Source organism: Mesorhizobium sp. (assembly GCF_004962245.1).
In the GTDB taxonomy this organism is placed as follows: domain Bacteria; phylum Pseudomonadota; class Alphaproteobacteria; order Rhizobiales; family Rhizobiaceae; genus Mesorhizobium.
In genome coordinates this window covers 94,529-120,227 of sequence record NZ_SUHQ01000014.1, presented here as the reverse complement: position 1 = coordinate 120,227, position 25,699 = coordinate 94,529, and the positions used below count along the sequence as shown (strand labels likewise).

Annotated in this window: 21 protein-coding genes and 1 pseudogene; 10 read left to right on the top strand and 12 right to left on the bottom strand. The window is 64.4% G+C overall.

All coding sequences use genetic code 11. The features are described from left to right. Positions 1-203: 203 nt before the first annotated feature. Positions 204-503 (bottom strand): DUF1330 domain-containing protein, encoded by a 300-nt coding sequence (locus tag E5X88_RS16700; RefSeq protein ID WP_292163156.1) that lies wholly within the window; start codon positions 501-503, stop codon positions 204-206. 147 nt (positions 504-650) lie between these two features. On the opposite strand from E5X88_RS16700, the gene E5X88_RS16695 reads away from it, so the two are divergent. After that, complete coding sequence (locus tag E5X88_RS16695) at positions 651-977, top strand: GYD domain-containing protein (RefSeq protein ID WP_292163153.1); 327 nt, start codon at positions 651-653, stop codon at positions 975-977. A gap of 66 nt (positions 978-1,043) precedes the next feature. On the opposite strand, the gene E5X88_RS16690 is transcribed toward E5X88_RS16695, so the two are convergent. Further along, entirely contained in the window at positions 1,044-1,469 is a 426-nt protein-coding gene (locus E5X88_RS16690; RefSeq protein WP_292163150.1) for an OsmC family protein, read from the bottom strand. A 55-nt stretch (positions 1,470-1,524) separates the two neighbouring features. Then, complete coding sequence (gene cueR / locus E5X88_RS16685) at positions 1,525-1,947, bottom strand: Cu(I)-responsive transcriptional regulator (RefSeq protein ID WP_292163147.1); 423 nt, start codon at positions 1,945-1,947, stop codon at positions 1,525-1,527. 223 nt (positions 1,948-2,170) lie between these two features. Here cueR and E5X88_RS16680 point away from each other — a divergent pair, with 223 nt between their 5' ends. Next, a complete protein-coding gene (locus tag E5X88_RS16680) occupies positions 2,171-2,788 on the top strand; it encodes a L,D-transpeptidase (RefSeq protein ID WP_292163144.1) in 618 nt (205 codons plus the stop codon). Between the two features lie 214 nt (positions 2,789-3,002). Here E5X88_RS16680 and E5X88_RS16675 read toward each other — a convergent pair whose 3' ends face one another. From E5X88_RS16675 to trpS, 3 genes are all read right to left on the bottom strand, one after another. After that, positions 3,003-3,572, bottom strand: a complete 570-nt coding sequence (locus E5X88_RS16675; protein ID WP_145721860.1) for a NifU family protein — start codon at positions 3,570-3,572, stop codon at positions 3,003-3,005. A 276-nt stretch (positions 3,573-3,848) separates the two neighbouring features. Then, positions 3,849-4,340 (bottom strand): universal stress protein, encoded by a 492-nt coding sequence (locus E5X88_RS16670; protein WP_292163140.1) that lies wholly within the window; start codon positions 4,338-4,340, stop codon positions 3,849-3,851. 193 nt (positions 4,341-4,533) lie between these two features. Beyond that, entirely contained in the window at positions 4,534-5,601 is a 1,068-nt protein-coding gene (trpS, locus tag E5X88_RS16665; protein WP_292163137.1) for a tryptophan--tRNA ligase, read from the bottom strand. Between the two features lie 445 nt (positions 5,602-6,046). Here trpS and E5X88_RS16660 point away from each other — a divergent pair, with 445 nt between their 5' ends. Both E5X88_RS16660 and E5X88_RS16655 read left to right on the top strand, forming a co-directional pair. Continuing rightward, positions 6,047-6,292, top strand: coding sequence for a type II toxin-antitoxin system VapB family antitoxin (locus E5X88_RS16660; protein WP_292163134.1), 246 nt, complete (start codon positions 6,047-6,049; stop codon positions 6,290-6,292). Further along, entirely contained in the window at positions 6,292-6,696 is a 405-nt protein-coding gene (locus tag E5X88_RS16655; protein WP_292163131.1) for a type II toxin-antitoxin system VapC family toxin, read from the top strand. Before E5X88_RS16660 ends, E5X88_RS16655 begins: the two co-directional genes overlap by 1 nt. Here the strand turns inward: E5X88_RS16655 and murJ are convergent. Further along, positions 6,671-8,269 (bottom strand): murein biosynthesis integral membrane protein MurJ, encoded by a 1,599-nt coding sequence (gene murJ / locus E5X88_RS16650; protein ID WP_292163128.1) that lies wholly within the window; start codon positions 8,267-8,269, stop codon positions 6,671-6,673. The two genes, E5X88_RS16655 and murJ, sit on opposite strands and share 26 nt — an antisense overlap. Positions 8,270-8,315: 46 nt before the next feature. After that, on the bottom strand, positions 8,316-11,117 hold the full coding sequence (locus E5X88_RS16645) for a [protein-PII] uridylyltransferase (protein WP_292163125.1): 2,802 nt from the start codon (positions 11,115-11,117) through the stop codon (positions 8,316-8,318). A gap of 398 nt (positions 11,118-11,515) precedes the next feature. Here E5X88_RS16645 and E5X88_RS16640 point away from each other — a divergent pair, with 398 nt between their 5' ends. The 3 genes from E5X88_RS16640 (at position 11,516) to E5X88_RS16630 (ending at position 15,384) form a co-directional block, all read left to right on the top strand. Then, on the top strand, positions 11,516-14,026 hold the full coding sequence (locus E5X88_RS16640; RefSeq protein WP_292163122.1) for a heavy metal translocating P-type ATPase: 2,511 nt from the start codon (positions 11,516-11,518) through the stop codon (positions 14,024-14,026). A 43-nt stretch (positions 14,027-14,069) separates the two neighbouring features. Then, positions 14,070-14,450, top strand: coding sequence for a DUF305 domain-containing protein (locus E5X88_RS16635; protein WP_292163120.1), 381 nt, complete (start codon positions 14,070-14,072; stop codon positions 14,448-14,450). Positions 14,451-14,538: 88 nt separating this feature from the next. Then, positions 14,539-15,384 carry an aldo/keto reductase gene (locus tag E5X88_RS16630; RefSeq protein ID WP_292163116.1) on the top strand — a complete coding sequence of 282 codons (846 nt, stop codon included), beginning with the start codon at positions 14,539-14,541 and terminating at the stop codon, positions 15,382-15,384. Positions 15,385-15,584: 200 nt separating this feature from the next. On the opposite strand, the gene mutS is transcribed toward E5X88_RS16630, so the two are convergent. Next, complete coding sequence (mutS, locus tag E5X88_RS16625; protein ID WP_292163113.1) at positions 15,585-18,314, bottom strand: DNA mismatch repair protein MutS; 2,730 nt, start codon at positions 18,312-18,314, stop codon at positions 15,585-15,587. A 246-nt stretch (positions 18,315-18,560) separates the two neighbouring features. Between mutS and E5X88_RS16620 the strand changes: the two are divergent. After that, positions 18,561-20,838: pseudogene (locus tag E5X88_RS16620) on the top strand (NADP-dependent malic enzyme). 123 nt (positions 20,839-20,961) lie between these two features. Here the strand turns inward: E5X88_RS16620 and E5X88_RS16615 are convergent. After that, complete coding sequence (locus E5X88_RS16615; RefSeq protein WP_292163110.1) at positions 20,962-21,954, bottom strand: adenosine kinase; 993 nt, start codon at positions 21,952-21,954, stop codon at positions 20,962-20,964. A gap of 208 nt (positions 21,955-22,162) precedes the next feature. Here E5X88_RS16615 and E5X88_RS16610 point away from each other — a divergent pair, with 208 nt between their 5' ends. Together E5X88_RS16610 and E5X88_RS16605 are read left to right on the top strand one after the other, a co-directional pair. Next, positions 22,163-23,065: an EamA family transporter gene (locus E5X88_RS16610; protein ID WP_292163108.1), complete on the top strand. Its 903-nt coding sequence runs from the start codon at positions 22,163-22,165 to the stop codon at positions 23,063-23,065. Between the two features lie 86 nt (positions 23,066-23,151). Next, positions 23,152-23,847: a sulfate transporter family protein gene (locus E5X88_RS16605; RefSeq protein WP_292163106.1), complete on the top strand. Its 696-nt coding sequence runs from the start codon at positions 23,152-23,154 to the stop codon at positions 23,845-23,847. A gap of 17 nt (positions 23,848-23,864) precedes the next feature. Here E5X88_RS16605 and E5X88_RS16600 read toward each other — a convergent pair whose 3' ends face one another. Next, entirely contained in the window at positions 23,865-24,860 is a 996-nt protein-coding gene (locus E5X88_RS16600; RefSeq protein WP_292163104.1) for a proline racemase family protein, read from the bottom strand. Continuing rightward, on the bottom strand, positions 24,857-25,660 hold the full coding sequence (locus tag E5X88_RS16595) for an oxaloacetate decarboxylase (RefSeq protein WP_292163103.1): 804 nt from the start codon (positions 25,658-25,660) through the stop codon (positions 24,857-24,859). Before E5X88_RS16595 ends, E5X88_RS16600 begins: the two co-directional genes overlap by 4 nt. Between the last annotated feature and the right edge of the window lie 39 nt (positions 25,661-25,699).

The following is a 25,699-nucleotide window of genomic DNA, read 5'->3' as shown; positions in this document are numbered from 1 at the left end:
GTCAAGAATAATCACGTTGGAAAACGGACCCGCTTGCTCCAACTCCTGTAGCTGGACCGATGAGCGGAGCCTTTCTCTACAGCGCTTGTATCAAATGGATTTCGAGGCCGGCCTGTCACGCCTATAATCGATTATAACGTTTTGGGTTTGTCAACCAGATAATCGCCTTTTGGCGGGCGATTATCCGGTTGACAAACCCTGCCTTAACCAGTGGGCATCATGCCCTCCAGGGCGATGATCCTCGTCTTTGCGCAGCGTTCGCGGATGGCTTTGAGCCGGCGGTATTCCGGAGAGTCGTACCATGCCATGAGGGAGGCCATATCCGGGAACTCGACGATGACCAGGCGATGCGGTTCCCAATCGCCTTCCAGCACTTTGGTGGCTCCGCCACGGGCGATGTACCTTCCCCCGTAGCGCGCTTCGGTTGCTGGTACATCCCGGCGGTATGCCTCGAAAACGGCGGCGTCGGTTATGTCTACATCAGCAATAAGATAGGCTGCCATTGACCCTGCTCACTCAGGAAAGGCATTGAAGCACGTCCATTAGCGATACCGCAACTAAGGGGTGCTACGCCTCGGAAATGACTCGCCTTCTCCCCGATTGGGGCGCTTAATTGTGTTCGTAGGGGTAGCTCTGGGAGGAGACGAACCATGCCGATGTATCTCACGCGATTCAGCTATACGCCCGAGACCTGGGCGCGCCTGATCGAAAAGCCCGAGGATAGACGCGAGGCGGCCCGCACCTACATCGAGTCGGTGGGCGGAAAGCTGCACGGGTTCTGGTACGCCTTCGGAGAGCACGATGGCTGGAATCTGTGGGAGGCTCCAGACAACGTTTCGATGGCATCTGTCATGCTTGCCATTGGCGCGGGAGGAGCGCTCAGCTCGCACGAGACCACCGTTCTCCTAAGCGTCGAGGAGACGATGGAAGCGCTCGGAAAGGCGAAGTCGATCCGGTATCGCCCGCCGGGATCGTAGGAGCCGCTCTTTGCCGCTTTGCTGTGTTGACGGCTAGCCGCTAGCCCTGCAGCGGTTGTCGGGCAATCATGCTCCCGAAGCGCCGCGCCGCGCCATCTCGATCGCAACCGGCACGCCCTGGCGCAGCGAATTGCTGACCGCGGTGATCGCCTCGGCTTTGTCGACGATCCTTCGGGGATCGGAGCCGTCCAGTGTCTCGCAGGAAACCGCCATGGTTGCCGACGTCGCCAGCAAGGGCGTGCCTTCGAGGTTCACGGTGACGGTGACAGCGATGTTTCCGACCTTCACGCCCATCTCCTCGGCGACATAGCGAAGGTCGTTGCAGAAGCATCCGCCGATCGCCAGCGCCAGCAACTGGGCGCCATTGAAGCCGAGCCCCAGCCCTCCGGCCTTTCCCTCGGGCCGGTCGACGACGATCGTGTGGCCGCCGGCCCAACCCATGGCCGCCTGGGTGCCTTCGACAGTGCGCAATTCGACGGTCGTTGAAATCATTGTGCCCCTCCTCGCGAAACGTCAAAGACGGCATCGAACGCCGCCGCGCAGCCTGTCACACCTGTGCCGAAGCAACCTTGTCACCAGCCTCCGCATCCCCCGCAATATCGTCGAGGATCGGGCAGTCCGGCCTTTCGTCGCCGTGGCAGGCGTGGATCAGCTTCTGCAAGGTCGAGCGCATCGACTGCAGCTCGCGCACCTTCTCTTCGATTGCCGTCACATGCGCGGCGGCGATCTCGCGCACGTCATGGCTGGCGCGGCCGCGATCCTCATAGAGCGCCATCAGCTGGCGGCAATCATCGATGGAAAAGCCGAGATTGCGCGCGCGGCGCAAAAAAGCCAGCCGGTGGATATCGTCGCCGCAATAGTCGCGGTAGCCGTTGCCGGCGCGCTGCGGTCGGATCAGGCCGATCTCCTCGTAGTAGCGGATGGTCTTGGCCGGCAGACCGGAACGGTGAGCGGCTTCTCCGACATTCATGGTGGATCCTCGACGTCTGGCGGTATGGCGGACCGCCCCATTGAATTTGCTTCACAATCCTGTGACGGCTGTTGCCGAAAAGCCACAGTTACGGACTTACCGCACGTAAGCCACTGCATATAGGCATCGCGCGCTTGGCAAGCAAAGCAAATGCCAGCATGAATGATGGCGACAAAGCGGCCGTAACGTGCCGCACTATTTGGGCGGGGCATCGAACCTTTTTATGCGCATGAAGCCATTTGCAATCGTCGTCGCGTTTGCGTTGTCGGCCGCTATCGCTGGTTGCAGCACCATCGGCTCGCGGATATTCACCAACAACTATGGCGCGGTGACCGATGCGGGCTATCAATTGCCCCGCATTCCAATCGAAAAGGTGCCGCACAAATACCGTCGGCAGGTGGTGAACTACGACACCGATGAAAAGCCGGGCACCATCGTCGTCGATACGCAGAACAAGTTTCTGTACTACGTCATGGGCGGTGGCGAGGCGATGCGTTACGGCATCGGCGTCGGCCGCGAGGGTTTTGAATGGCGCGGCACCGCCCGGATCGCGGTGAAACGCGAATGGCCGACCTGGACGCCGCCTTCGGCGATGATCAAGCGTCAGCCGGAACTCGCCAAATTTGCCGGCGGCATGGAGCCGGGATTGACGAACCCACTCGGCGCGCGTGCGCTGTATCTGTTCAACAAGGGCGGCGATTCGGGCTACCGCCTGCATGGCAGCCCGGAGTGGAACTCGATCGGCAAGGCGATGTCGTCAGGCTGCATCCGCCTGATGAACCAGGACATCATCGACCTTTACGACCGCACCTCGGTCGGCGCCAAGGTCATCGTTTTGTAAGAATCATGCGCGGACCGTCTAGGCAACAATAGACGTCGCAGACAGAAAACCGGGCACTTTGGCCCGGTTTTTTGTTTTCTCTCGAAGGTGATTGATTTGAAGCCGGGTCTCTAATGCATGTCGCCCAGAAGCCTGCCTGGGCCTGACCCGAGGGTGCGCGGCGGTTTGGGATAACGACACGACAACTTAAAGCGCGTCGCAGATGCGACGCGCTTTAGGAGACCTGCTCGACCTGCTGCACCTCGGGCACAAAATGCCTGAGCAGGTTCTGGATGCCGTGCTTCAGCGTCGCCGTCGACGACGGGCAGCCGGCGCAGGCGCCCTTCATGTGCAGGAACACGGTGCCGTTCTCGAAGCCGCGGAAGGTGATGTCGCCACCGTCCTGGGCGACGGCCGGGCGCACCCGCGTGTCGAGCAGTTCCTTGATGGTGATGACCAGTTCCTCGTCGGCCTTGTCGTAGAATTCGCCGGTCTGGCTGGTCTCGGCGGCGGGGCCGGCCTTGGCCATGACAGGCGCGCCGGACATGAAGTGTTCCATGATGGCGCCGAGGATCGCCGGCTTCAGATGCTGCCAGTCGGGGCCGTCCTTGGTCACGGTGACGAAATCATAGCCGAAGAAGACGCCGGTGACGCCCGGGATCTCGAACAGCCGGCCGGCCAGCGGCGAGGCTGCAGCGGCGCTGTCGGCATCGCGGAAATCGGCCGTGCCCTCGACAAGCACTTCCTTGCCGGGCAGGAACTTCAATGTCGCCGGATTTGGCGTCGATTCGGTCTGGATGAACATGGCCGTCTCCGTGCCCATATGGGCAGATAGTTTGGAATAATTCTAAATAGGCCTTATCGGCGGGACATTCAAGCGAAAGGCATCGCCGGAATGGCTGGCTGGCGGAATGTTTTTGCTGGCTCCCGACATGCTCAAGGTGTGTTGAGATTCAGGTCAGGCCGAGTCGAGAATGGCGGTTTCCGAGAACCGGAGCGGAGCGTACTTAAGGTACGTGAGCACCGGAAGCGCAGGAAGCCACCATTCACAGGCCGGCATCACCTGAATATCAATACACCTTCAGGCGAGGCTGTCGATCTCCTCGTCCGACAGGTTCTGCGGCACCACCGTCACCGGGATGGGGAAGGCGGCGCCCTTGCCGGCGACCGCGCCGACCAGCGGCCCCGGCCCTTCCTTGCCGGCGCCGGCGGCCAGCACGAGGATGGCGATGTCCTGGTCTTCCTCGATCAGTTTGTGGATCTCGTCCGTCGGCTTGCCTTCGCGCACCACCAGTTCCGGCTCGATGCCGAGCTTCTGGCGCACCTTGTTGGCGTACGCGTCAAGCGCCGCCCGCGCGGTGGTGGTGGCCTCCTCGCGCATGATCTTCTCGACGCCCAGCCAATGCTGGAAATCGTCCGGCTCGATCACGTAGAGCAGCACTAGCACGCCGTTGGTGCTCTCTGCGCGTTTCGAGGCGTAGGCCACGGCCCGCTCGCATTCGGGCGTATCGTCGATGATCGCTAGGAACTTGCGGCGATGGCCGGCTTCGCGGCTGAGGCGTTTGGAGACCATATTCTACCTCGATGGTTTCGGTCGCAATCTGCCACCGCCACAGCCCGGCCGCAAGCGACCGGCGGCTGTGGCGATGCCGGTGCAGCGCATGATCCGGGAACCGGAATCGGTTCCCGGAAAAAGATCATGCGCCAATTCTTAAAGTGTTAGAACGTCCTTTGCGCGTCCAAGTGGACGCGCGGCGTTCTAAGGTTCAGCCTTGCAGCAGGCCGATGATGTCGCGCACGGTCTTCATCGTCGCCTCGGCCAAGGCGCCGGCCCGCTCGCCGCCATCCCTGAGCACCGCGTCGACATAGGCGCGGTCGGCGGAAATGCGGCGCATCTCGCTGGCGACCGGCGCCAGCTTTTCCACGGCCAGGTCGGCCAGTGCCGGCTTGAACACCGAGAACTGCTGGCCGCCGAACTCTTTCAGCACCGCTTCCTTCGAGATCTCGGCCAGGCCCGCATAGATGCCGACGAGGTTTTCGGCTTCGGGCCGGCCGGCAAGGCCGCCCAATTCCCCTGGCAACGCTTCGGGGTCGGTCTTGGCCTTGCGGATCTTCTTCGAGATGCTGTCGGCATCGTCGGTCAGGTTGATGCGCGACAGGTCCGACGGGTCCGACTTCGACATCTTCTTCGAGCCGTCGCGCAAGCTCATGATGCGCGCCGCCGGTCCGCCGATGACCGGCTCGGTCAGCGGGAAGTAGCCGTTCACCGTCTCCTCGCCGACCTTCATCTCGACGCCGACGCCAAGGTCGGCGATGCGGTCCGAAAAGTCGTTGTTGAATTTCTGCGCGATGTCGCGTGTCAGCTCCAGATGCTGCTTCTGGTCGTCGCCGACCGGCACATGGGTGGCACGGTAGACAAGGATGTCGGCCGCCATCAGGCTCGGATAGGCCAGCAGCCCGAGCGAGGCATTCTCGCGGTCCTTGCCGGCCTTGTCCTTGAACTGCGTCATCCGATTCATCCAGCCGATGCGGGCCACGCAGTTGAAGATCCAGGCAAGCTCGGCGTGCTGCATGACCCGCGACTGGTTGAAGACGATGTGCTTCTTCGGGTCGATGCCGGAGGCGAGAAACGCCGCGGTGATCGCGCGCGTCTGGTCCTTGAGGTCGTCATGGACGAGCTGCGCGGTCAGCGAGTGCAGATCGACGACGCAATAGATGCAATCGGAGGTCTCCTGCAGCGCGACGAATTTCTTGATGGCGCCGAGATAGTTGCCGAGATGCAGATTGCCGGTCGGCTGGACGCCGGAAAAAACGAGTGGCTTGAAGGCGGTCATGATGTCCCCATGGCTTGTGGAGGGCCGTTTCGCGCGCGGCGAAAGTCTTTCGACGGCGCGCTTATGGACGAGAGAGAGGAGAGGATCAAGAGGCTGTCGGATGGATGCAGGGCTTCGGGCTCAGCTTGGCAAAACGCCTGGGAAAGCCTGTTTGCCGAAGCATGAAATGAAAAACCCGCCTCGCCGGCGGGTCGTTGGCGCAAGTCAGCACCATGAATAAATTCCTAGCATAACTGCCGTCATCAGTCAAGCTGGAATCTGGCCACAGTTGCAGGGCGGTCGCTTCAGGTTTGCGCTGCCGCTCACCCGTTCTTCACGGGAGAAGGTCCTTGCAGGAGGGGCGGCGTCGAAATCGAGAATCGGGTGCCTCGAGGCCAGGCGCGTTGACACGGTAGTGTAGCTAGCTACATAATATGAGCTACACTGATTAATGAGGCAAAGGCTGATGACGATCAACATCAACAACAAGGAGGCAGATAGCCTGACGCGCACTTTCGCCAAGCTCGAGGGCGTCGGCATCACCGAGGCGATTGTGATCGCCATGCGTGAAGCCCTGGAGCGCCGGCGCAACCGCGAGACGCCGCTGGAGACGGCGGCACGGCTTCGCGCGGAGATCGGCATCAAGCTGAATGAACAGGCTCGCCGGCCGCTCCCTCGCGCGGTCTTTGATGAAATGTCCGGGGAGAGCTGATGTTCGTCGATGCGGCCGCGATAATCGCTATCCTGAGCGACGAGGACGAAGCGGAAAGGTGTTCTGACGCCGTGGTTAAAGCAGCAGAACGATTCACATCGGCGATAGCGGTATGGGAAGCGGCGGTGGCTCTTGCACGCCCGGACAAGTTTGCGATTTCCGTTGATGACAGCACGCGTCTAGTCACCACATTTTTGGAGCAACGAGACATCTCGGTACGTGACTTGCCCAATCCGTCAGCCTCGGTCTCGCTGTCTTTGGGCGCTGCTATGCGATTTCGATCCGGATCAAATCGCCTCAACCTCGCGGATTGCTTTCACTACGCATGCGCGCGCCACTATGGCGTTCCGATGCTTTCGACGGCGGACGAATTCCGGTTTACGGATCTGGAGACTGTTCCCTGACGGGCGGCGACCCCTTCCGCCTGATATTGCGCCGGATCATGCCGAAATCGGCGCCGCCTGTGGCGAAGGCTGCGACGAAGTAGAGCAACGCCCCGCCGGCGACCAGCGCAAGAAGCGTCGTGGCCTTGGTCACCAGCGGCGAGCCCGAGGCCAGTTGGGCGGCGAACCAGTGCTCGGCGAAATAGAGCGCCGCCCCCATTACCGCCGCCGACAGCACCAGCCGTGGGATGCGTTTCATGAGCGGCACGTCGCGGCCCCAATGACCGCGCCGGATCAGCACGCCGAGCAGCATCAGCGCATTGACCCAGCCGGCAACGGCCGAGGCGACGGCGATGCCCGGCGCGCCCATCGACGGAAACAGCGTCAGCGCGGTGGTGACATTCACCGCCACCGAGATGGCGGCGAAGATCATCGGCGTGCGTGTGTCCTCGCGGGCGAAATAGCCGGGCGTGAACGCCTTGATCAGCACGAAGGCCGGCAAGCCCAAGCCGAAGATCGCCAGGATCGCCGCCACGCTTGGCGTCGAGCCGTTGGCGGCAAACGCGCCACGCTCGTAGACCAGCCGCACGATCGGCTCGGACATGACCAGCAGTGCCGCCGCCGCCGGCAAGGTCAGGAACAAGGTGAACTCCACCGACCGGTTCTGCAGATTGGCCGCTTCGATCAGATTGCCTGATTTCAGCGCCCGCGACAGTTCGGGCAGAAGCACGATGGCGACGGCGATGCCGACGACGCCGAGCGGCAGTTGGTAGATGCGATCGGCATAGGCGAGCGACGACACGGCGCTGTCCTGCGTCGAGGCGATCGCCGTGCCGATCACCTGGTTGATCTGGGTGATGCCGCCGGTGATCGCCGCCGGCAGCGCCAGGACCAGCAGCCGCTTGACGTTGGGCGTCATCCTTGGCCGGCGAAAGCTGATCGAGATGCCGGCATGGCGCACCGCCACCCAGACGATCGCCAGTTGCACAAGCCCGGCGGCCAACACGCCCCAGGCCAGCGCGAAACCGACGGTGCGCGCGTCCGATCCCTGGTACCAGGCATAGGCGAGCACGCCGATCAGGATGATGTTGAGGAACACCGGCGCCACCGCGGCGGCGAAGTAACGCCGCAGCGAATTCAGCATGCCGGCCATCATGGCGCCGAGCGACATGCAGATCAGGTAGGGGAACATGATGGTCGCAAGCCCGACCGTCATCTCGAACTTTCCCGGCGAGTCGGCGAAGCCCGGCGCCACCAGGTAGCGCACGATCAGCGGCATCGCCAGTTCCATGGCGATGGTCAGCGCCAGCAGCGCCGTGAACAGCACGCCGAACACCTCTTCGGAAAAGCGCTTGGCGCCGTCGGTGCCGTGGGTCTCGATCTCCTTGGCGAACAGCGGCACGAAGGCGGCGTTGAAAGCGCCTTCGGCAAACAGCCGGCGAAAGGTGTTGGGAAACTGGAAGGCGGCGTTGAAGGCGTCGGCGATCGGCCCGGTGCCCAGTGCCGCCGCCATCAGCATCTCGCGGCCGAAGCCGAGGGCGCGGCTCATCAGCGTGCCGGAAGCGACCGTCGCGAATTTCTTGACAAGGCTCATTTGTGTGGAGATTGCCTGCGTGATTGGGAAAAATCGAGGACGGCGTTCACTCGGCGGCGGCCTTGGTCTTGCCGCCGCGCTCGGGCGCGGTGCCTTCGAGGGCCGCGATCAGCCTGTGGTGGATGGCGGTTATGCGCGTCGGGCTGTCGATCTTCTGGCCGGTGAGATCGGTGACGTAGAAGGTGTCGATGACCTTTTCGCCGAAGGTGGTGATGTGCGCCGAGGCGATGTCGAGCGACAGGTCGGACAACGCCCCGGTGATCTCGGACAGCAGGCCCGGCCGATCCAGCCCCTCGACCTCGATCACCGAGAACCGGTTCGACAGCGTGTTGCGGATTTCGGCGCGCGGCTGGATGCGGAAGACCTTGGCGCCGCGCCGCGGCTTGGTCCGCTTTTCGATCATCTCCGGCAGCCAGCTCTTGCCCGACAGCACGTCCTCGATCAGGCGGCCGACACGCTCGGCGCGGCGGCGCTCGTCCTCATCAAGGTCGAATTCCCTCGAGATCAGGATGGTGTCCAGCGCGCGGCCATCGGAGGTGGTGAAGATCTGCGCATCGACGATGTTGCCGCCGGCCGCCACACAGGCCCCGGCAATGACCGAAAGCAGCCGGGGATGGTCCTGCGCCAGCACGGTGATCTCGGTCACCGCCTCGAACTGGTGGGTCTTGATCATGGTGGCGAGCTTCTTGCCCGCCGCATCCGCCTCGCGGATGAATTCAGCGTGGCGAAGCTGGTCGGCGAGATCGACCGTCAGCAGATAATTCTCGTAGTGCTTGCCGACATAGCGCTTGCGGGCCTTTTCCGGCCAATCGACGAGCGCCTCGGCCAGCAGCTCGCGCGCCGCCGCCGTCCGCTTGGCGCGCGACACCTCCGAGAACCCGCCGGTCAACAGCAATTCGGTTTCGTAATAGAGCGTGCGCAGCAACTGCCCCTTCCAGCCGTTCCAGACGCCCGGCCCGACGCCTCTGATATCGCAGACGGTGAGGACGAGCAGCAGCTTCAGCCGTTCGACTGACTGCACGATCGCGGCGAAATCCTCGATCGTCTTGCGGTCGTTGAGATCGCGGGTCTGTGCCGTCATCGACATGACGAGATGGTTCTCGACCAGCCAGGCGACCGTTTCGGTGTCGGCTGCCGAGAGCCCCATATGCGGGCAGATGCGCCGCGCGATCCGGGCGCCGGCTTCGGAATGGTCCTCCGGCCGCCCCTTGGCGATGTCGTGCAAAAGCACCGCGACATAGAGCGCCTCACGGCTTTTCTTCAGCCCCGGCATCAGCGTGTGGGCTAGCGGATGGATCTTTTCGCCGTCGCCGCACTCGATCTCGGCCAGCACGCCGATGCAGCGGATCAGGTGCTCGTCGACCGTGTAGTGGTGGTACATCGAGAATTGCATCATGGCGACGATCTTGCCGAAATCCGGGATCAGCTTTCCCAGCAGTCCCGCCTCGTTCATGCGCCTGAGATTGAGCTCGGCATTGCGGTCCGACGTCAATATGTCGAGGAACAGCCGGTTGGCTTCCTCGTCGCGCCGCAGCGCCTTGCCGACGAGGCCGAGCGAACGGGTCAGAAGCTTCAGCGCATCGGGGTGGAACTCCAACCCGTGCTTGTCGGCGAACCAGAACAGCCTCAGGAGATTGACCGGATCGCGCTCGAACACCTGGTCGTCGGCGATGTTGATGCGATGGTTGTCGATGATGAAGTCGCTGGTGCCGGCAAGCTTGCGCTTGCGGCGTGAGAAGGTGAGGAAGATGCGATTGAAGCCCGGCACATGCTTGGCCTGCTCCTCCTCGAGCGCGGCGCAGAAGATGCGGGTCAGATCCCCGACATCCTTGGCGACGAGGAAGTAATGCTTCATGAAGCGCTCGACCGCCGAAAGCCCGGGATGTGTGGTGTAGCCCAGCCGTTCGGCGATCTCGCGCTGGATGTCGAAATGCAGCCGTTCCTCGGCCTTGCCGGTGAGGAAATGCATGTGGCAGCGCACCGCCCACAGGAAGTCCTCGGCCTTCTGGAATTCCCGGTATTCGGTGCCGGTGAAGACGCCCTTGTCGACCAGTTCCTCGCCGGTGCGCACCCGGTAGAAATACTTGCCGATCCAGAACAGCGTCTGCAGGTCGCGCAGGCCGCCCTTGCCGTCCTTGACGTTGGGTTCGACCAGGTAGCGGCTTTCGCCGGCCTTGGCATGGCGCTCGTCGCGTTCGGCGAGCTTGGCCTGCACATATTCAGGCCCGGTCGTGCGCACCACCTCGTGGTCGAAACGCTGCAGGAGCTCGTCATAGAGCTTCTGCTCGCCCCACAGGAAACGTGCTTCCAGGATCGAGGTGCGGATGGTGATGTCGGTGCGCGACAGCCGCAGGCATTCGTCGATGTTGCGGGTGGCGTGACCGACCTTCAGCCCCAGATCCCAGAGCATGTAGAGCATGTATTCGACGATCTGCTCGCCCCATGGTGTCTGCTTGTAGGGCAGCAGGAACAGGAGATCGATGTCGGATCCCGGCGCCAGCGTGCCGCGGCCATAGCCGCCGACCGCGACGACGGCCATGCGTTCGGCCGCTGACGGGTTTTTCACGCGATAGACATGGGTGGCGGCGAAATCGTAGAGCGCGCGGATGATCTCGTCCATGAGATGCGACAGCCGGGCGGCGCAGGCGGTGCCGCTGCCATCCTCCATCAGCATGCGTTCGGCGATCGCGCGGCCGGCGGCCAGCCTGCCCTTGAGAAGCTGGAGAACGCCGGCGCGCGCAGCCTTGCCGGAGCCGTCGCCTGCCGTGGCCGCGGTCAGTGCCGTCATCTCGCGGCGCAAGGCTTCGCCGTCGATCAGTTCATCGAGCTTCAGGGATATTCTTGCCATAAGCGCCGTTCGGCCTCGCCGTTTCGGCGGCGTCTATAGCGCGTTTTCGCGGCGCTGGGTATGGGGCGGGCGGACACGCTCCCCACGGCAATCGAACGGGATGATCTGCTCCCGCCGCAGCCGGGGAGGTCGATGATTTGTCCCGCTATCCGCCTGACCTCGGTTCTACAGGGGCAAGCCTGGCGCGTGACCGATCGAGATCGGCGACCAGACATTTCGTTTTGAGCGAGATCAATGCGATTGCAGGAGGCGGCACCATAGCATGCTGGCGAGTGCGGGAATTTTCCGCCTGAACCGTTCGGCATCGCGCCCACGGCATGAAAATCGAATTTGGCCCTTGACCTTCCAGTTACTGGAAGCACTACCTCCGCCTCAGCATCGAGATAGAGGCATTCCGCATGACGCATTCCGACCACGATCATCACGCCCACACACACGGTTCCTGCTGCTCGGCGAAAGCTGCCCCATCTGTCGCGGGCGCCGTCATTCGCGATCCGGTCTGCGGCATGACCGTCGATCCGGCCGCCGGCAAGCCGACAGCCGAGCATGGCGGCCATCTCTATCATTTCTGCAGCGAGCGCTGCCGTTCGAAATTCACGGCCGGGCCGGAAAAGTACCTTACGGCCGCCGACCCTGTCTGCGGCATGAGCGTCGACCGCGCCACGGCGAAGCATTTTTCCCGGCATGAAGGCCAGGGCTTCTATTTCTGCTCGGCCGGTTGCAAGGCGAAATTCGAGGCGGAGCCGGCAAAATATCTCGGCGACCGGCCGGAGCCGCAGGCGATGCCGAAAGGCACGCAATACACCTGCCCGATGCATCCGGAAATCATCCGCGACAAGCCCGGCGCCTGCCCGATCTGCGGCATGGCGCTCGAGCCGATGGGCGTGCCGACCGGCGACGAAGGCCCGAACCCGGAACTGGTCGATTTCACCAGGCGCTTCTGGGTGAGTGCCGTGCTGTCCGTGCCATTGCTGATCTTCGCCATGGCGCCGATGCTCGGCCTGACGTTCAGCGCCTTCATCGACGATTCCGCGAAGGTCTGGTTGGAAATGGCGCTGGCGAGCCCGGTTGTGCTGTGGGCGGCATTTCCCTTCTTCCATCGCGGCTGGGATTCGGTTCTCAACCGCAGCCCCAACATGTGGACGCTGATTTCGCTCGGCGTTGGTGCCGCCTATCTCTACAGCGTCGTCGCCACGCTGTTCCCGGATGTATTTCCGCACCAGTTCCGCGGCCATGAGGGCACGGTGCCGGTCTATTTCGAGGCGGCCGCCATCATCGTGGCGCTGGTTTTCCTCGGCCAGGTGCTGGAATTGCGCGCCCGTGAAAAAACCGGCTCGGCGATCCGCGCGCTGCTCGACCTCGCACCGAAGACCGCGCGGCTGATTGGCGAGGACGGTTCCGAAAATGACGTGCCGCTCGACACGGTCAAGGCCGGCGATCGCCTGCGCATCCGCCCCGGCGATGCCGTGCCGGTCGACGGCATCGTGCTGGAAGGCCGCTCTTCCGTCGACGAATCGATGATTACTGGCGAGCCGCTGCCGGTCGAAAAGACGCAAGACGATCCGCTCACCGGCGGCACGCTCAACAAGAACGGCTCGCTGATCATGCGCGCCGAGAGGATCGGCGCCGAAACCACGCTGGCGCGGATCGTCGAGCTCGTCGCCAAGGCGCAGCGTTCGCGCGCGCCGATCCAGGCCCTGGCCGACCGCGTCTCGTTCTATTTCGTCCCGGCCGTCGTGGTGATCGCGATCGTCGCGTTCATCGCCTGGGCGATGTTCGGGCCGCACCCCAGTCTGATCTTTGCCATCGTCTCGGCGGTTTCGGTGCTGATCATCGCCTGTCCTTGCGCGCTGGGTCTTGCCACGCCGATGTCGATCATGACCGCCACGGGACGCGGCGCGCATGCCGGCGTGCTGATCAAGGACGCGGAGGCGCTCGAACGCTTTGCCTCGGTCGACACGCTGATCGTCGACAAGACCGGCACATTGACCGAAGGCCGGCCGAGATTGACCGACGTCGTCGCTGCCGAGGGCATGGCGGAAGACGATCTGCTGGCACTTGCCGCCGGTCTGGAGAAAGGCTCGGAGCATCCGCTGGCCGAGGCGATCGTCGAAGGTGCCCGTGAACGCGGGGTAAAGATTCCCGACGCCGGCGATTTCGAGGCGGTCACCGGCAAGGGCGTTTCCGGCACGGTGTCGGGAAAGAAGGTCGCGCTCGGCAACGCCGCGATGATGGCCGATCTCGGTGTCGATACCGCATCCATCTCCACCAAGACCGAGACGCTGCAGGCCGAGGGCAAGACCGTGATGTTCGTCGCTGTCGGCAAGAAGCTGGCCGGCATCGTCGCTGTCGCCGATCCGATCAAGGCGACGACGGCCGAGGCGATCAAGGCGCTGCACGACCGCGGGCTGAGGATCATCATGGCGACCGGCGACAACGAACGCACGGCGAAAGCCATCGCAAGCAAACTCGGCATCGACGAGGTGCGTGCCGGCCTGCTGCCGGAACAGAAGAGCGCGCTGATCGAGGCGTTGCGCGCCAAGGGCGCAGGCGTCGCCATGGCCGGCGACGGCGTCAACGACGCGCCGGCGCTGGCCGCCGCCGATGTCGGCATCGCCATGGGCACCGGCGCCGACGTCGCGGTCGAAAGCGCCGGGATCACGCTGGTCAAGGGCGATCTCAACGGCATCGTGCGGGCCCGCACGCTCGCCCAGGCGACGATCCGCAACATCCGCCAGAACCTGTTCTTCGCCTTCCTCTACAACGTGCTTGGTGTGCCGGTCGCCGCCGGCGTGCTCTATCCGCTCACCGGCGCGCTTCTCTCGCCGATGATCGCGGCGGCGGCGATGAGCCTGTCTTCGGTCTCGGTCATCTCCAACGCGTTGCGGCTCAGGACGTTGAAACTCTGAGCGAAACCCCCAGATAGAACCTCGTTAAAAAAGGAGACGATGGATGACCTTGGCCAAGAAGATCGTATTGCTGCTGATGGCGGCGGGAATGGTGTTGGCTGTTCTCCTCGAGAGCGTTTCGGCGCAGGAGATGAAACACGACATGGGCGCGATGAGCGCGCAAAGCCCTTCGACCGACGGCTACAAGGCGGCGATGGACAAGATGCACACCGACATGACGGCGCTCGAATATTCCGGCAATGCCGATGTCGATTTCGCCCGCGGCATGATCCCGCATCACCAGGCGGCCATCGACATGGCCAAGATCGAGCTTGCCAATGGCAAGGATCCGGAAATGCGCAAGCTGGCCGAAGCGGTGATCGCGGCGCAGGAAGCCGAGATCAAGCAGATGCAGGATTGGCTCGCCGCCCGTCCGGTGAAATAGACATCAGGCGGTTCGCGGGAGGGAAGGACTTTCATCTGGATTTCTCCCGAAGGGTGTGATGCCATCCGGGCCTCGACTGGAGCACGCCATGCCGTCAACGATAAGAACCACCACATTGCTCTCGGGCGAAGCCGTTCCCGTGCTCGGTCAAGGCACGTGGAAAATGGGCGAGGACTCCCGCCATCATGCCGATGAGGTCAGCGCCCTGAAGCTCGGACTTGACCTCGGCATGACGCTGATCGACACAGCAGAGATGTACGCCAGCGGCGGCGCCGAGGAGGTGGTGGCGGATGCCATGGCCGGGCGCCGCGACGAGGTGTTCCTGGTCTCCAAGGTGCTGCCGTCCAACGCCTCGCGCACCGGCGTGCCGGCGGCCTGCGACAGAAGCCTCAGGCATCTGCGCACCGACCGCATCGATCTCTATCTGCTGCATTGGCCCGGCAGCGTGCCGCTGGCGGAAACGGTCGAGGCCTTCGAGGCGTTGAAAAAGGCCGGCAAGATCCGCCACTGGGGCGTCAGCAATTTCGACACCCATGAGATGGAGGCCCTGGTCAGCCTGCCGGCCGGCGACAGCGTCCAGACCAACCAGATCCTCTACAATCTGTCCCAGCGCGGCCCCGAATTCGACCTTGCGCCCTGGAGCCGGCAGCGCGGCATTCCGCTGATGGCCTATTCGCCGGTCGATCAGGGCGTATTGGCGCGCAACGCCAGGCTCGAAGCCATCGCCGCCCGCCACGATGCCACGGCGGCGCAAATCGCACTGGCCTGGGTGATGGCGCAGCCAGGTGCCATCGCCATTCCAAAGGCCGGCAAACCGGAGCATGTCCGCCAAAATGTCGCTGCGTTGGATATCAGGCTCACCCCGGAAGATTTCGCAGACATCGACCGCGCCTTCCCGCCGCCGACCCGCAAGCGCGGTTTGGAGATGATTTGAGGAGTTGGCCCAAGGCTTTAATTTTTAGGGGCCGCATTCCCGCCCACCCCCCGCAAGGGGGGAGATTGGATGTCACGACTACCTTCGCTAATCTCCAACGCTGAAGAAAAGGCGCCTTCGACGAAACTGCCAATCTCCCCCCCTTGCGGGGGAGATGTCCGGCAGGACAGAGGGGGGTGGGAAGAAACGCTAGCCTGAGGCTACTTCCCCACCATCCCCTTCAACCGGTACAGCGCCTCAAGCGCCTCCCTCGGCGTCATCTCGTCGGGGTTGATCGCGCCAAGCGCGGCACCCAGTGCGTCATCCTTGACTGGCCTCGGCGCCTCTCGTCTCACCGCCACCGAAAACAGCGGCAGGTCGTCGACCAGCCGGTTTGCCTTGCCCGAAACCTCGCCCGCTTCCAGCTGGTGCAGCACTTCCCGGGCCCGGCCGACCACCGCTTCCGGCAGGCCGGCCAGCCGCGCCACCTGCACGCCATAGGAGCGGTCGGCGGCGCCCTTGCCGACCTCGTGCAGGAAGACCACGTCGCCCTCCCATTCCTTGACCCGCATGGTGACGTTGTGCAGTCGAGCGAGTTTGCTGGCCAGCGCCGTCATCTCGTGGAAATGGGTGGCGAAGATCGCCCGGCAGCGGTTCTTCTCGTGCAGGTACTCGACCGCCGCCCAGGCGATCGACAGGCCGTCGAAGGTGGCGGTGCCGCGGCCGATCTCGTCGAGGATCACCAGCGCGCGTTCGCCGGCCTGGTTGAGGATCGCCGCCGTTTCGACCATCTCGACCATGAAGGTCGAGCGGCCGCGCGCCAGGTCGTCCGAGGCACCGACACGCGAAAAAAGCCGGTCGACGACGCCGATATGAGCGGATGCCGCCGGCACGAAGGAGCCGGTCTGGGCGAGGATGGCGATCAGCGCGTTCTGCCTGAGGAAGGTCGACTTGCCGCCCATATTGGGGCCGGTCAGCAGCCAGATCGCGCCGTTCCTGGCATTGCCTTCCGGCGACAGGTCGCAATCATTGGCGACGAACGGGCCTTCGCCCGAACGCCGCAGCGACTGTTCGACGACCGGATGGCGCCCGCCCGAAATCGCGAAGGCGAGGCTCGCGTCGACGACGGGCCGGCACCAGGCCTCGCTTTCGCTAAGCAGCGCAAGTGCCGCCGACACGTCGAGCGCGGCGAGCGCTTCAGCGCCGGCGCGGATCCTGTCCGCCTGCCCGACCGCCTCCGCCGTCAGCCTGTCGAAGGCGGCAAGCTCGATCGCCAGCGCCCGGTCGGCGGCATTGGCGATTTTCGATTCCAGCTCGGCCAGCTCGGTCGTGGTGAAGCGCATGGCGTTGGCCATGGTCTGGCGATGGATGAAACGCGCCTTCGCCCCATCGCTGCTCGTCATGATCGCATGGTGGTTGGCGGTGACTTCGATGTAGTAGCCGAGCACATTGTTGTGCCGGATTTTCAGCGAGCGGATGCCGGTCTCGTCGATCAGCGAGCGCTCCAGCCCGGCGATCACCTTTCGCGACTCGTCGCGCAGCGCCCGCATCTCGTCGAGCTCGGCGTTATAGCCGCCACGGATGAAGCCGCCGTCGCGCTTGAGCAGCGGCAGCTCGTCGCCGAGCGCCTGGGTCAGATGCTCGGCCAACGGGCGTGGCAGCGCCGCGATCGCGGCAAAAGCCGCCGCCAGCTCAGCGGGCAGGGTGGCTTCTCCGAACAGTTCGGCGATAGCGCCCGCCGCCTCGAACCCGGCGCGCAATGCGCCGAGATCGCGCGGGCCGCCGCGGTTGAGCGCCAGCCTGGACAAGGCGCGGCGCATGTCGGCGACGCTCTTCAGGCTCGCCCGCACCGCCTGGCACAGGCGTGTCTCGGAGCGGAAGAACGAAACCGAGTCCAGCCTTGCACCAATGGCCGCCGGGTCGGTCAGCGGCGCCATCAGCCGGTCGGCGAGCAGCCGCGCGCCGCCGCCGGTCACCGTGCGGTCGATCGCCTTGAACAGCGAACCTTCGCGGCTGCCGGACAGGGTGCGCAGCAGCTCCAGATTGGCGCGCGTCGCCGGATCGATGAACAGCGTCGAACCCTGCTCCTCGCGTTCGGGCCGCGACAGCGGCGGCCGCTCGGCCTTTTGCGTCTTTTCGACATAGGCGATGGCGCCTGAGATCGCCGACAGTTCGGCGCGGGAAAACGTGCCGAAACTGTCTGGCGTTGCCACCTCGAAGAAGCGCGCGATGCGCCCGGCAGCCGACGCCGAATCGAACAGGCTGGGCGGCTGCGGATTGGCGACCCGCCCGAGCACGTCGAACACCGGTTTCAGCTCGGGATCGTAAAACACCGGCTCGGCGACGATCAGCTCGCGCGGATCGACGCGAAAGACATCGGCGAGCAGCCGGTCGGCCGTGGTCTCGGCGACGCGGAAGGCGCCGGTCGAGATCTCGATCCAGGCCAAGGCGAAGGTGTGCTCAGCTCCACCTTTGACCCGCCCCAGCGCCATCAGAAAACTCGATTCCGACGGCGCCAGCAATTTATCCTCGGTGATGGTGCCCGGCGTCACCAGCCGCACCACGTCGCGGCGCACCACCGACTTGCCGCCGCGCTTCTTCGCCTCGGCCGGATCCTCGATCTGCTCGCAGACGGCGACGCGGAACCCTTGTCCGATCAGCTTCTGCAGGTAGTCGTCGGCGGCATGCACCGGAACGCCGCACATCGGGATGTCGAGGCCCTGGTGCTTGCCGCGCTTGGTGAGGACGATGCCGAGCGCCCGGCTCGCCTTCTCGGCGTCGTCGAAGAACAGCTCGTAGAAATCGCCCATGCGGTAGAACAGCAGCGAATCCGGGTTCGCCGCCTTGATCTCGATATACTGCTCCATCATGGGGGTGGCGCCGCTTGCGGCGGCGGGCGTCGGCGTCATGGCCGCCGGGGCGTCGGTGTCTTTCGGAATGCGCATATCCATGCGCGGCACGCTAGCAGATGTGATCGCGCGGTTTAATGCCGGCGCCTTGAAAATCAGGGGAAGACGACGCGGTCATGCGCGGGAAACTTGCCACGCGCGCCCCGCGCCGGCTCGTACCGCGCCGGAACAGCGTTTGCGCATCGCTTGGCGGTTTACAGCGGCGGCGTGTAGCCTTAATCCGGAAGCTTCAAAAAAACACGCACCCGTCTCAAGCGGTGCCGCACGGGTGAGGAAATCGAAAGCATCATGGCCAGGAAAACTGAAAGCAACGGCCCCTCCGTCAGCGCGCAGGAGGCGCTGGACTTCCACGTCATGGGCCGGCCGGGCAAGCTGGAGATCGTCGCCACCAAGCCGATGGCCACCCAACGCGACCTCAGCCTTGCCTATTCGCCGGGCGTCGCGGTTCCTGTGCTTGCCATCGCCGAGGACCCCAGCCGCGCCTTCGACTACACGACGCGCGGCAATATGGTCGCCGTCATTACCAACGGCACCGCCATCCTCGGCCTCGGCAATCTCGGCGCGCTGGCCGCCAAGCCTGTCATGGAAGGCAAGGCGGTGCTGTTCAAGCGCTTCGCCGATGTCGATTCCATCGATCTCGAGGTCGACACCGAGGACGCCGACGAATTCATCAACTGCGTGCGTTTCCTCGGCCCGTCCTTCGGCGGCATCAATCTGGAAGACATCAAGGCGCCGGAGTGCTTCATCATCGAGCAGCGGCTGCGCGAGCTGATGGACATTCCGGTCTTCCATGACGACCAGCACGGCACCGCCATCATTTCGGCCGCCGGCCTGATCAACGCGCTTAAAGTCACAGGCCGCGACATGAAGACCACGAAAATGGTCTGCAACGGCGCGGGTGCGGCCGGTATCGCCTGCATCGAGCTGATGAAGGCGATGGGCTTCACGCCTGACAACATCATCCTTTGCGACACCAAGGGCGTCGTCTTCCAGGGCCGCACCGAAGGCATGAACCAGTGGAAGTCGGCGCATGCCGTCAAGACCGACGCGCGCTCGCTGGCCGAGGCGCTGGATGGCGCCGACGTGTTCCTCGGCCTCTCCGCCAAGGGCGCGCTGACCACAACGATGGTGCAGTCGATGGCCAAGAACCCGATCATCTTCGCCATGGCCAATCCAGACCCCGAGATCACGCCCGAGGAAGTGGCCGAGATCCGCACCGACGCCATCATGGCGACGGGGCGTTCGGACTATCCGAACCAGGTCAACAATGTGCTTGGCTTCCCCTACATCTTCCGCGGCGCTGGATGTGCGCGCCACCACCATCAACGACGACATGAAGATCGCCGCGGCACGGGCGCTGGCCGAACTGGCGCGCCAGGACGTGCCCGACGACGTCGCCGCCGCCTACCAGGGCAACCGGCCGAAATTCGGCCCCAACTACATCATCCCGGTGCCGTTCGACCCGCGCCTGATCTCGGCCATTCCGATCGCGGTCGCCAAGGCGGCGATGGATAGCGGCGTCGCCCGCAAGCCGATCCTCGATCTTGACCGCTACGCGCAGGAGCTTTCCGCCCGCCGCGACCCGATCGCCTCGACGCTGCAGCGCATCTACGACCGCGTGCGCCGCCAGCCCAAGCGCATCGTCTTCGCCGAGGGCGAGGAGGAGCAGGTCATGCGCGCCGCCGTCTCCTATGTGAACCAGCGGCTCGGCACCGCCATCCTGCTCGGCCGCGACGACGTCATCAAGGAGAATGCCAGGAACGCCGGCATCGAGCTCGACAGGCAAGGCATCGAGATCATCAACGCCAGGCTGTCGCGCCGCAACGGCGTCTACACCGACTATCTGTACGAGCGCATGCAGCGCAAGGGCTTCCTGTTCCGCGACTGCCAGCGCCTGATCAACAACGACCGCAACCATTTCGCCGCCTGCATGGTGGCGCTGGGCGACGCCGACGGCATCGTCACCGGCGTCACCCGCAACTATTCGACGGCGCTCGACGACATCCGCCGCGTCATCGACGCCAAGCCCGGCCACCGCGTCATCGGCGCCTCGATCGTGCTGGCGCGGGGCCGAACCGTGATCGTCGCCGACACCGCCGTGCACGACATGCCGAATGCCGAACAGATCGCCGACATCGCCGAGGAGGCCGCCGGCTTTGCCCGCCGCATGGGCTATGAGCCGAGGCTCGCCATGCTCGCCTATTCCACCTTCGGCCATCCGCAGGGCGAGCGCTCCGAGCGCGTCCAGGAGGCGGTGCGCATCCTCGACAAGCGGCGCGTCGATTTCGAGTATGACGGCGAGATGGCCGCCGACGTGGCGCTCAACGCGCGCGCCATGGCGCAATATCCGTTCATCCGGCTCACCGGGCCGGCCAATGTGCTGGTCATGCCGGCGTTCCACTCCGCCTCGATCTCGACCAAGATGCTGCAGGAACTCGGCGGCTCGACCGTCATCGGTCCGATGCTGGTCGGCCTCAACAAGCCGGTTCAGATCGTCTCACTCAACGCCAAGGATTCCGACATCGTCAACATGGCCGCCATCGCGGCGTATTCAGCGGGGACTTGAAGCGCGAGGCGGATAAGGGGTGTTCCAGCCTGGCACCGCCCGCACTCTGTCCAACACCCCTCATCGATCTCGGCGCTGCGCCGATCCACCTTCCCCACAAGGCGGGAAGGAAGAGTGCGCCGCCTACAGCAGCCCTGCCTGTTCGGCCTCGCGGCGCAAATTCTGCCTTGGCCTTGGCCCGAGCTGCTGGATGACCAATCCGGCCGCCAGCGAGCCGAGATCGCCGCAATCCTTCAGGCTGCGCCCTTGCGTGTAGCCGTAGAGGAAGCCGGCGGCATAGAGGTCGCCGGCGCCTGTGGTGTCGACCAGCTCCCGGATCTTGGTCGCGTTGACGGCGACCGTCTCGTCGCCGCGCACGATGACCGAGCCCATTTCCGAGCGGGTGACGGCGGCGATCTTGCAATCCTTGCGGATCTGGGCCAGCGCCTCGTCGAAAGAGGCGGTCTGGTAGAGCGACTTGATCTCGTGGGTGTTGGCAAAGACGATGTCGACGGTGCCCGAGCGCATCAGGTCCAGGAACTCGTCGCGGTAGCGGTCGACACAGAACGAATCCGACAGCGTCATCGACACTTCGCGGCCGGCCGCATGCGCGAGCTTGGCCGTCTGCCGGATCGCTTCCTTGGCGCGCGGCGGATCCCACAGATAACCCTCGAAATAGGTGATCGCCGCACCCGAAGCCTTGTCGGCCTCGACGTCTTCCGGCCCGAGCTCGATGCAGGCACCGAGATAGGTGTTCATCGAGCGCTCGCCGTCGGGCGTGACGAAGATCATCGAGCGCGCCGTCGGCGGCTGGCCGTTGAGCGGCTTGGTGTCGAAGGCGACGCCCTGCGCATGGATGTCATGGGCGTAGATTTCGCCGAGCGGGTCGTTCGAGACCTTGCCGAAGAAGGCGGCTCGGCCGCCGAAGCTGGCGACACCCGCTGCCGTGTTGCCGGCGCTGCCGCCGGAGGCTTCGATCGCCGGGCCCATGCGGCTGTAGAGCAGCTCGGCGCGCCTTGTGTCGATCAGGTTCATCGCGCCCTTGATGATGCCGTTCGTCTCCAGGAACGCCTCGTCGCACTGGGCGATGATGTCGACAATGGCATTGCCGATACAAAGCACGTCATAATCCGGCATCAATGATGTCTCCGCGAAAAAACCACCGGCTTTCTGCCACGCCGACCGCGGGCGGGTCTAGCGATTTGATGCGGTTTTGCCTACCCAACAGATACAGCGCGCGCAGGATGCGTCATCACGGTTGGACAACGATCGAAGCATTTCTTCCGTGCCTTGCCTATAGGGATGGCGTAGTCGATCAATGTCCCCCGAAGGTTGCGAACCCGCCATGCCCACAAAAATCGATATGAAGACCGAACTGGCGCTCCTCGTTGCGCTGGCGGTGCTGTGGGGCGCTTCCTACACTTTCATCAAGATCGGCGTCGAGACGATCCCGCCGATAACGCTGATCGCCGCCCGAACCCTGATTGCGGGTGGAATTCTTCTTGCTCTCATTCGCTGGCGCGGCTTGTCCCTGCCGCGCGATGCCGCCAGCTGGCGTCGGTTCGCGTTCCAGGCATGCCTCAACAGCGTCGTGCCGTTCACGCTGATCGCCGCGGCCGAGCGCTCGCTGGACGCAGGCCTGGCCACGATCCTGAATGCGACCTCGCCGATCTTCACCTTCCTGCTGACCGCGCTCATCACGCGCCACGAGCCGGTGACCATGCGCAAACTGTTCGGCGTCGGCGCGGGAATAGCCGGAATATGCCTCATCGTCGGCACCCAGGCGCTTGGCGGTCTTGGTCACCAATTGTGGGCGCAGCTTGCCGTCGTCGCGGCGACGGTCTGCTATGCTGGCGCCGCCATTTTCGGCCGTGGCTTCAAGGGCCTCGATCCGATGATTCCGGCCGCCGGTTCGATGCTCTGCGGCGCGGCGATTCTCGTTCCCCTCAGCCTTGTGTTCGACCGGCCCTGGACGCTGGCGCCGTCGACGGCCTCGATCCTTGCCCTGCTCGGGCTTTCGGTCTTTTCCACCGCGCTGGCCTTCTGCATCTATTTCCGCCTCATCCATACGCTTGGCTCCGTCGGCACCACCTCGCAAGCCTATCTGCGCGTGCCGATCGGCGTCGGCATCGGGGCGGTGTTCCTCGGCGAAAGCCTTGGCCCGACGGCGTGGTGGGGAATGGCCTTCGTCGTCGCCGGCGTGGCGGCGATGACCATTCCCGCCGGCAAGCCGGCGCTCGCTCGGTAGGTCGCGCTTGTGGACCGTCGCGTCTCCGCCTATCTCGCGGATGTCCTGTTCGCTACGGGACCGTTCAACATGGAGTTGGAAACGCCGTGATCCCTAGCGCCGCCCGCGCCGCCGCCAGCCGGCTGTTCTCACCCGAATTCCGCTCGGTGTTCGTGAACACGCTGGGCCTGACCTTGCTGGCGCTGGCCGCACTTTGGTTTGCCATCCAGGGCCTGTTCGAATGGCTGGCCTGGCCATGGATCGACGCATGGCTGCCCGGCCTGCCGTCCTGGGCCGGATGGCTGGGCGTCATCGTCGCCGGCATCGGTCTGGCACTGGGGCTGGCGCTGCTCATCGCGCCGGTGACGGCGATCATCGCCGGCCTGTTCCTCGACGACGTCGCCGAAGTGGTCGAGCGAACCGACTATCCCAATGACCCACCCGGCCGCGCCATGCCGGCACTGCGCTCGATGGTGCTGGCGATAAGGTTCTTCGGCGTCGTCATCCTCGGCAACATCGTGGCCTTGCTGCTCCTGCTGGTGCCGGGCATCAACATAGCCGCCTTCTTCATCGTCAACGGCTATCTGCTCGGGCGCGAGTTCTTCGAATTCGCCGCCATGCGCTTTCGCCCGGAGGCCGAGGCACGGGCGTTGCGTAAGAAACATGCCGTCACGGTGTTCCTCGCCGGGCTGGTTATCGCTGCCTTCCTCGCCGTGCCGCTGCTCAATCTCCTGACGCCGCTCTTCGCCGCCGCCATGATGGTGCACCTGCACAAGGCGATCTCGGCGCGGGAGAAAGCGTAAAGCGTTCCCAGCCTCCTTCAGCGCAGCAGAAAACCGCGTCCCAGTTCGTCGTCGGTCTCGACGATGAACTCGGCCCGCCCGCAATAAAAGGCGCGGCCGCCGACGCGGGCGATGATGGCGTCATGCGGGCCGGCTTTCGCGGTCCTCGCCACGCTGCCGGAAAAGCGCGAGCCTGCAATACTCTCGAACAGCCGCGTCTGGCCGGCGATCTGGCCCTTGGCATGCATCGCCGCCAGCCGCGCGGTGACGCCCGAGCCGGTCGGTGACCGGTCGACCTCGGCTTCGGCGAAGACGCAGATGTTTTTGGTCGGGGTATCGGAAAATACGTCCTGTCCGTCGGTCAGGATGGTGCCGTAGAGAAAGGCAAGATCGGCATGGTCGGGGTGCGACAGCGGGAACTCGGCCTTCAGCCTGTCGGTCAGCGCCGTCGCCGCATCGACGAAATCGCGCACGCGGTTCTTGCCGAACTCCAGCCCGAACTGATGGCAGTCGGCCAGCGCATAGAAGGCGCCGCCATAGCCGATGTCGAAGCCGATCGCACCGTAACCCGGCAATTCGACCTTCTGGTCGCGGGCGAACAGAAAGGCCGGCACGCTTTCGAACGACACCGCGCCAGCCATGCCGTCTTGCACCTCGACCGAGGCGACGACCAGCCCGCACGGCGCTTCGATGTTGACTGTCGTCACCGGCTCCTGCCGCGCCACCAGCCCTTCGTCGACGGCGTAGCGGCCGAGCGCGACGATGGCGTGGCCGCACATGGTCGAATAGCCCTCATTGTGCATGAACAGCACAGCAAGGTCGGCACCGGGAAGATCAGGCTCGACCAGCAGCGCGCCGTACATGTCGTAATGGCCGCGCGGCTCGAACATCAGGATCTTCCTGAGATGATCGAGGTGGTCGCGCACATAGGCGCGCTTTTCCAGGATCGTGCCTGCCGGGATCTTGGGATAGCCGCCGGTGACGATCCGCAATGGCTCGCCGCCGGTGTGCATGTCGACGACGGCAAGCGTCATGCGTCGGGTTCGGCAAATAACGCCTGCAGCTTGCCGAAAGGCATGGCGGCGCGGCTGTAGCCGAAGGTGCCGTCCTGCTGGATCTCGCGTGCCGCGGTTTCCAGCATGCCGAAGGCGAGGTTGGTCAGCCCGGATCCGAGCGAGATGCGCTTGACGCCTGCCTGGGCGAGGTCGTCGATGGTGAAGTCGGGCCTCGCCAGGACATTGACCGGCTTGGTCAGCGCCGAGCAGATAGTCTGTACCGTCTCGATGTCGCCGATGCCCGGCGCGTAGAGCACGTCGGCGCCCGCTTTCTCGAAGGCTTGCAGCCGCTTGATCGTGTCGTCGATGTCGGGCCTGCCCCACAGAAAATTCTCGGCCCGCGCGGTGAAGACGAAATCGTGCTTCAGCGCCCGCGCCGCCTCCGCCGCAGCGGCGACGCGCTCGACGGCATGCGAAAAATCATAGATCGGCTTGTCGGGCTCGCCGGTGTGGTCCTCGATCGAGCAGCCGGCAAGGCCCGCAGCTTCGGCCGCGAAGATGGTCTCGGCGGCACTTGTCGCGCTGTCGCCCTTGCCCTTCTCGAGATCGGCCGAGACCGGCAGGGCGGTCGCCGCCGTCACCTCGCGGCAATGGTGGATCATCGCGTCGAAAGTCACCGCGCCATCGGGCAGGCCGCGCGAAAAGGCAAAGCCGGCGCTGGACGTCGCCAGCGCCTTGAAACCGAAGGAGGCCAGCAGCTTCGTCGTGCCGACATCCCAGGGGTTGGGCATGACGAAGATCGAGCTATGCAGGTCGCGAAAGATTTTGCCCTTGTCCATGGATGCTCCCCAGAGTGCGCAGCGCATTTTACCCCGCCA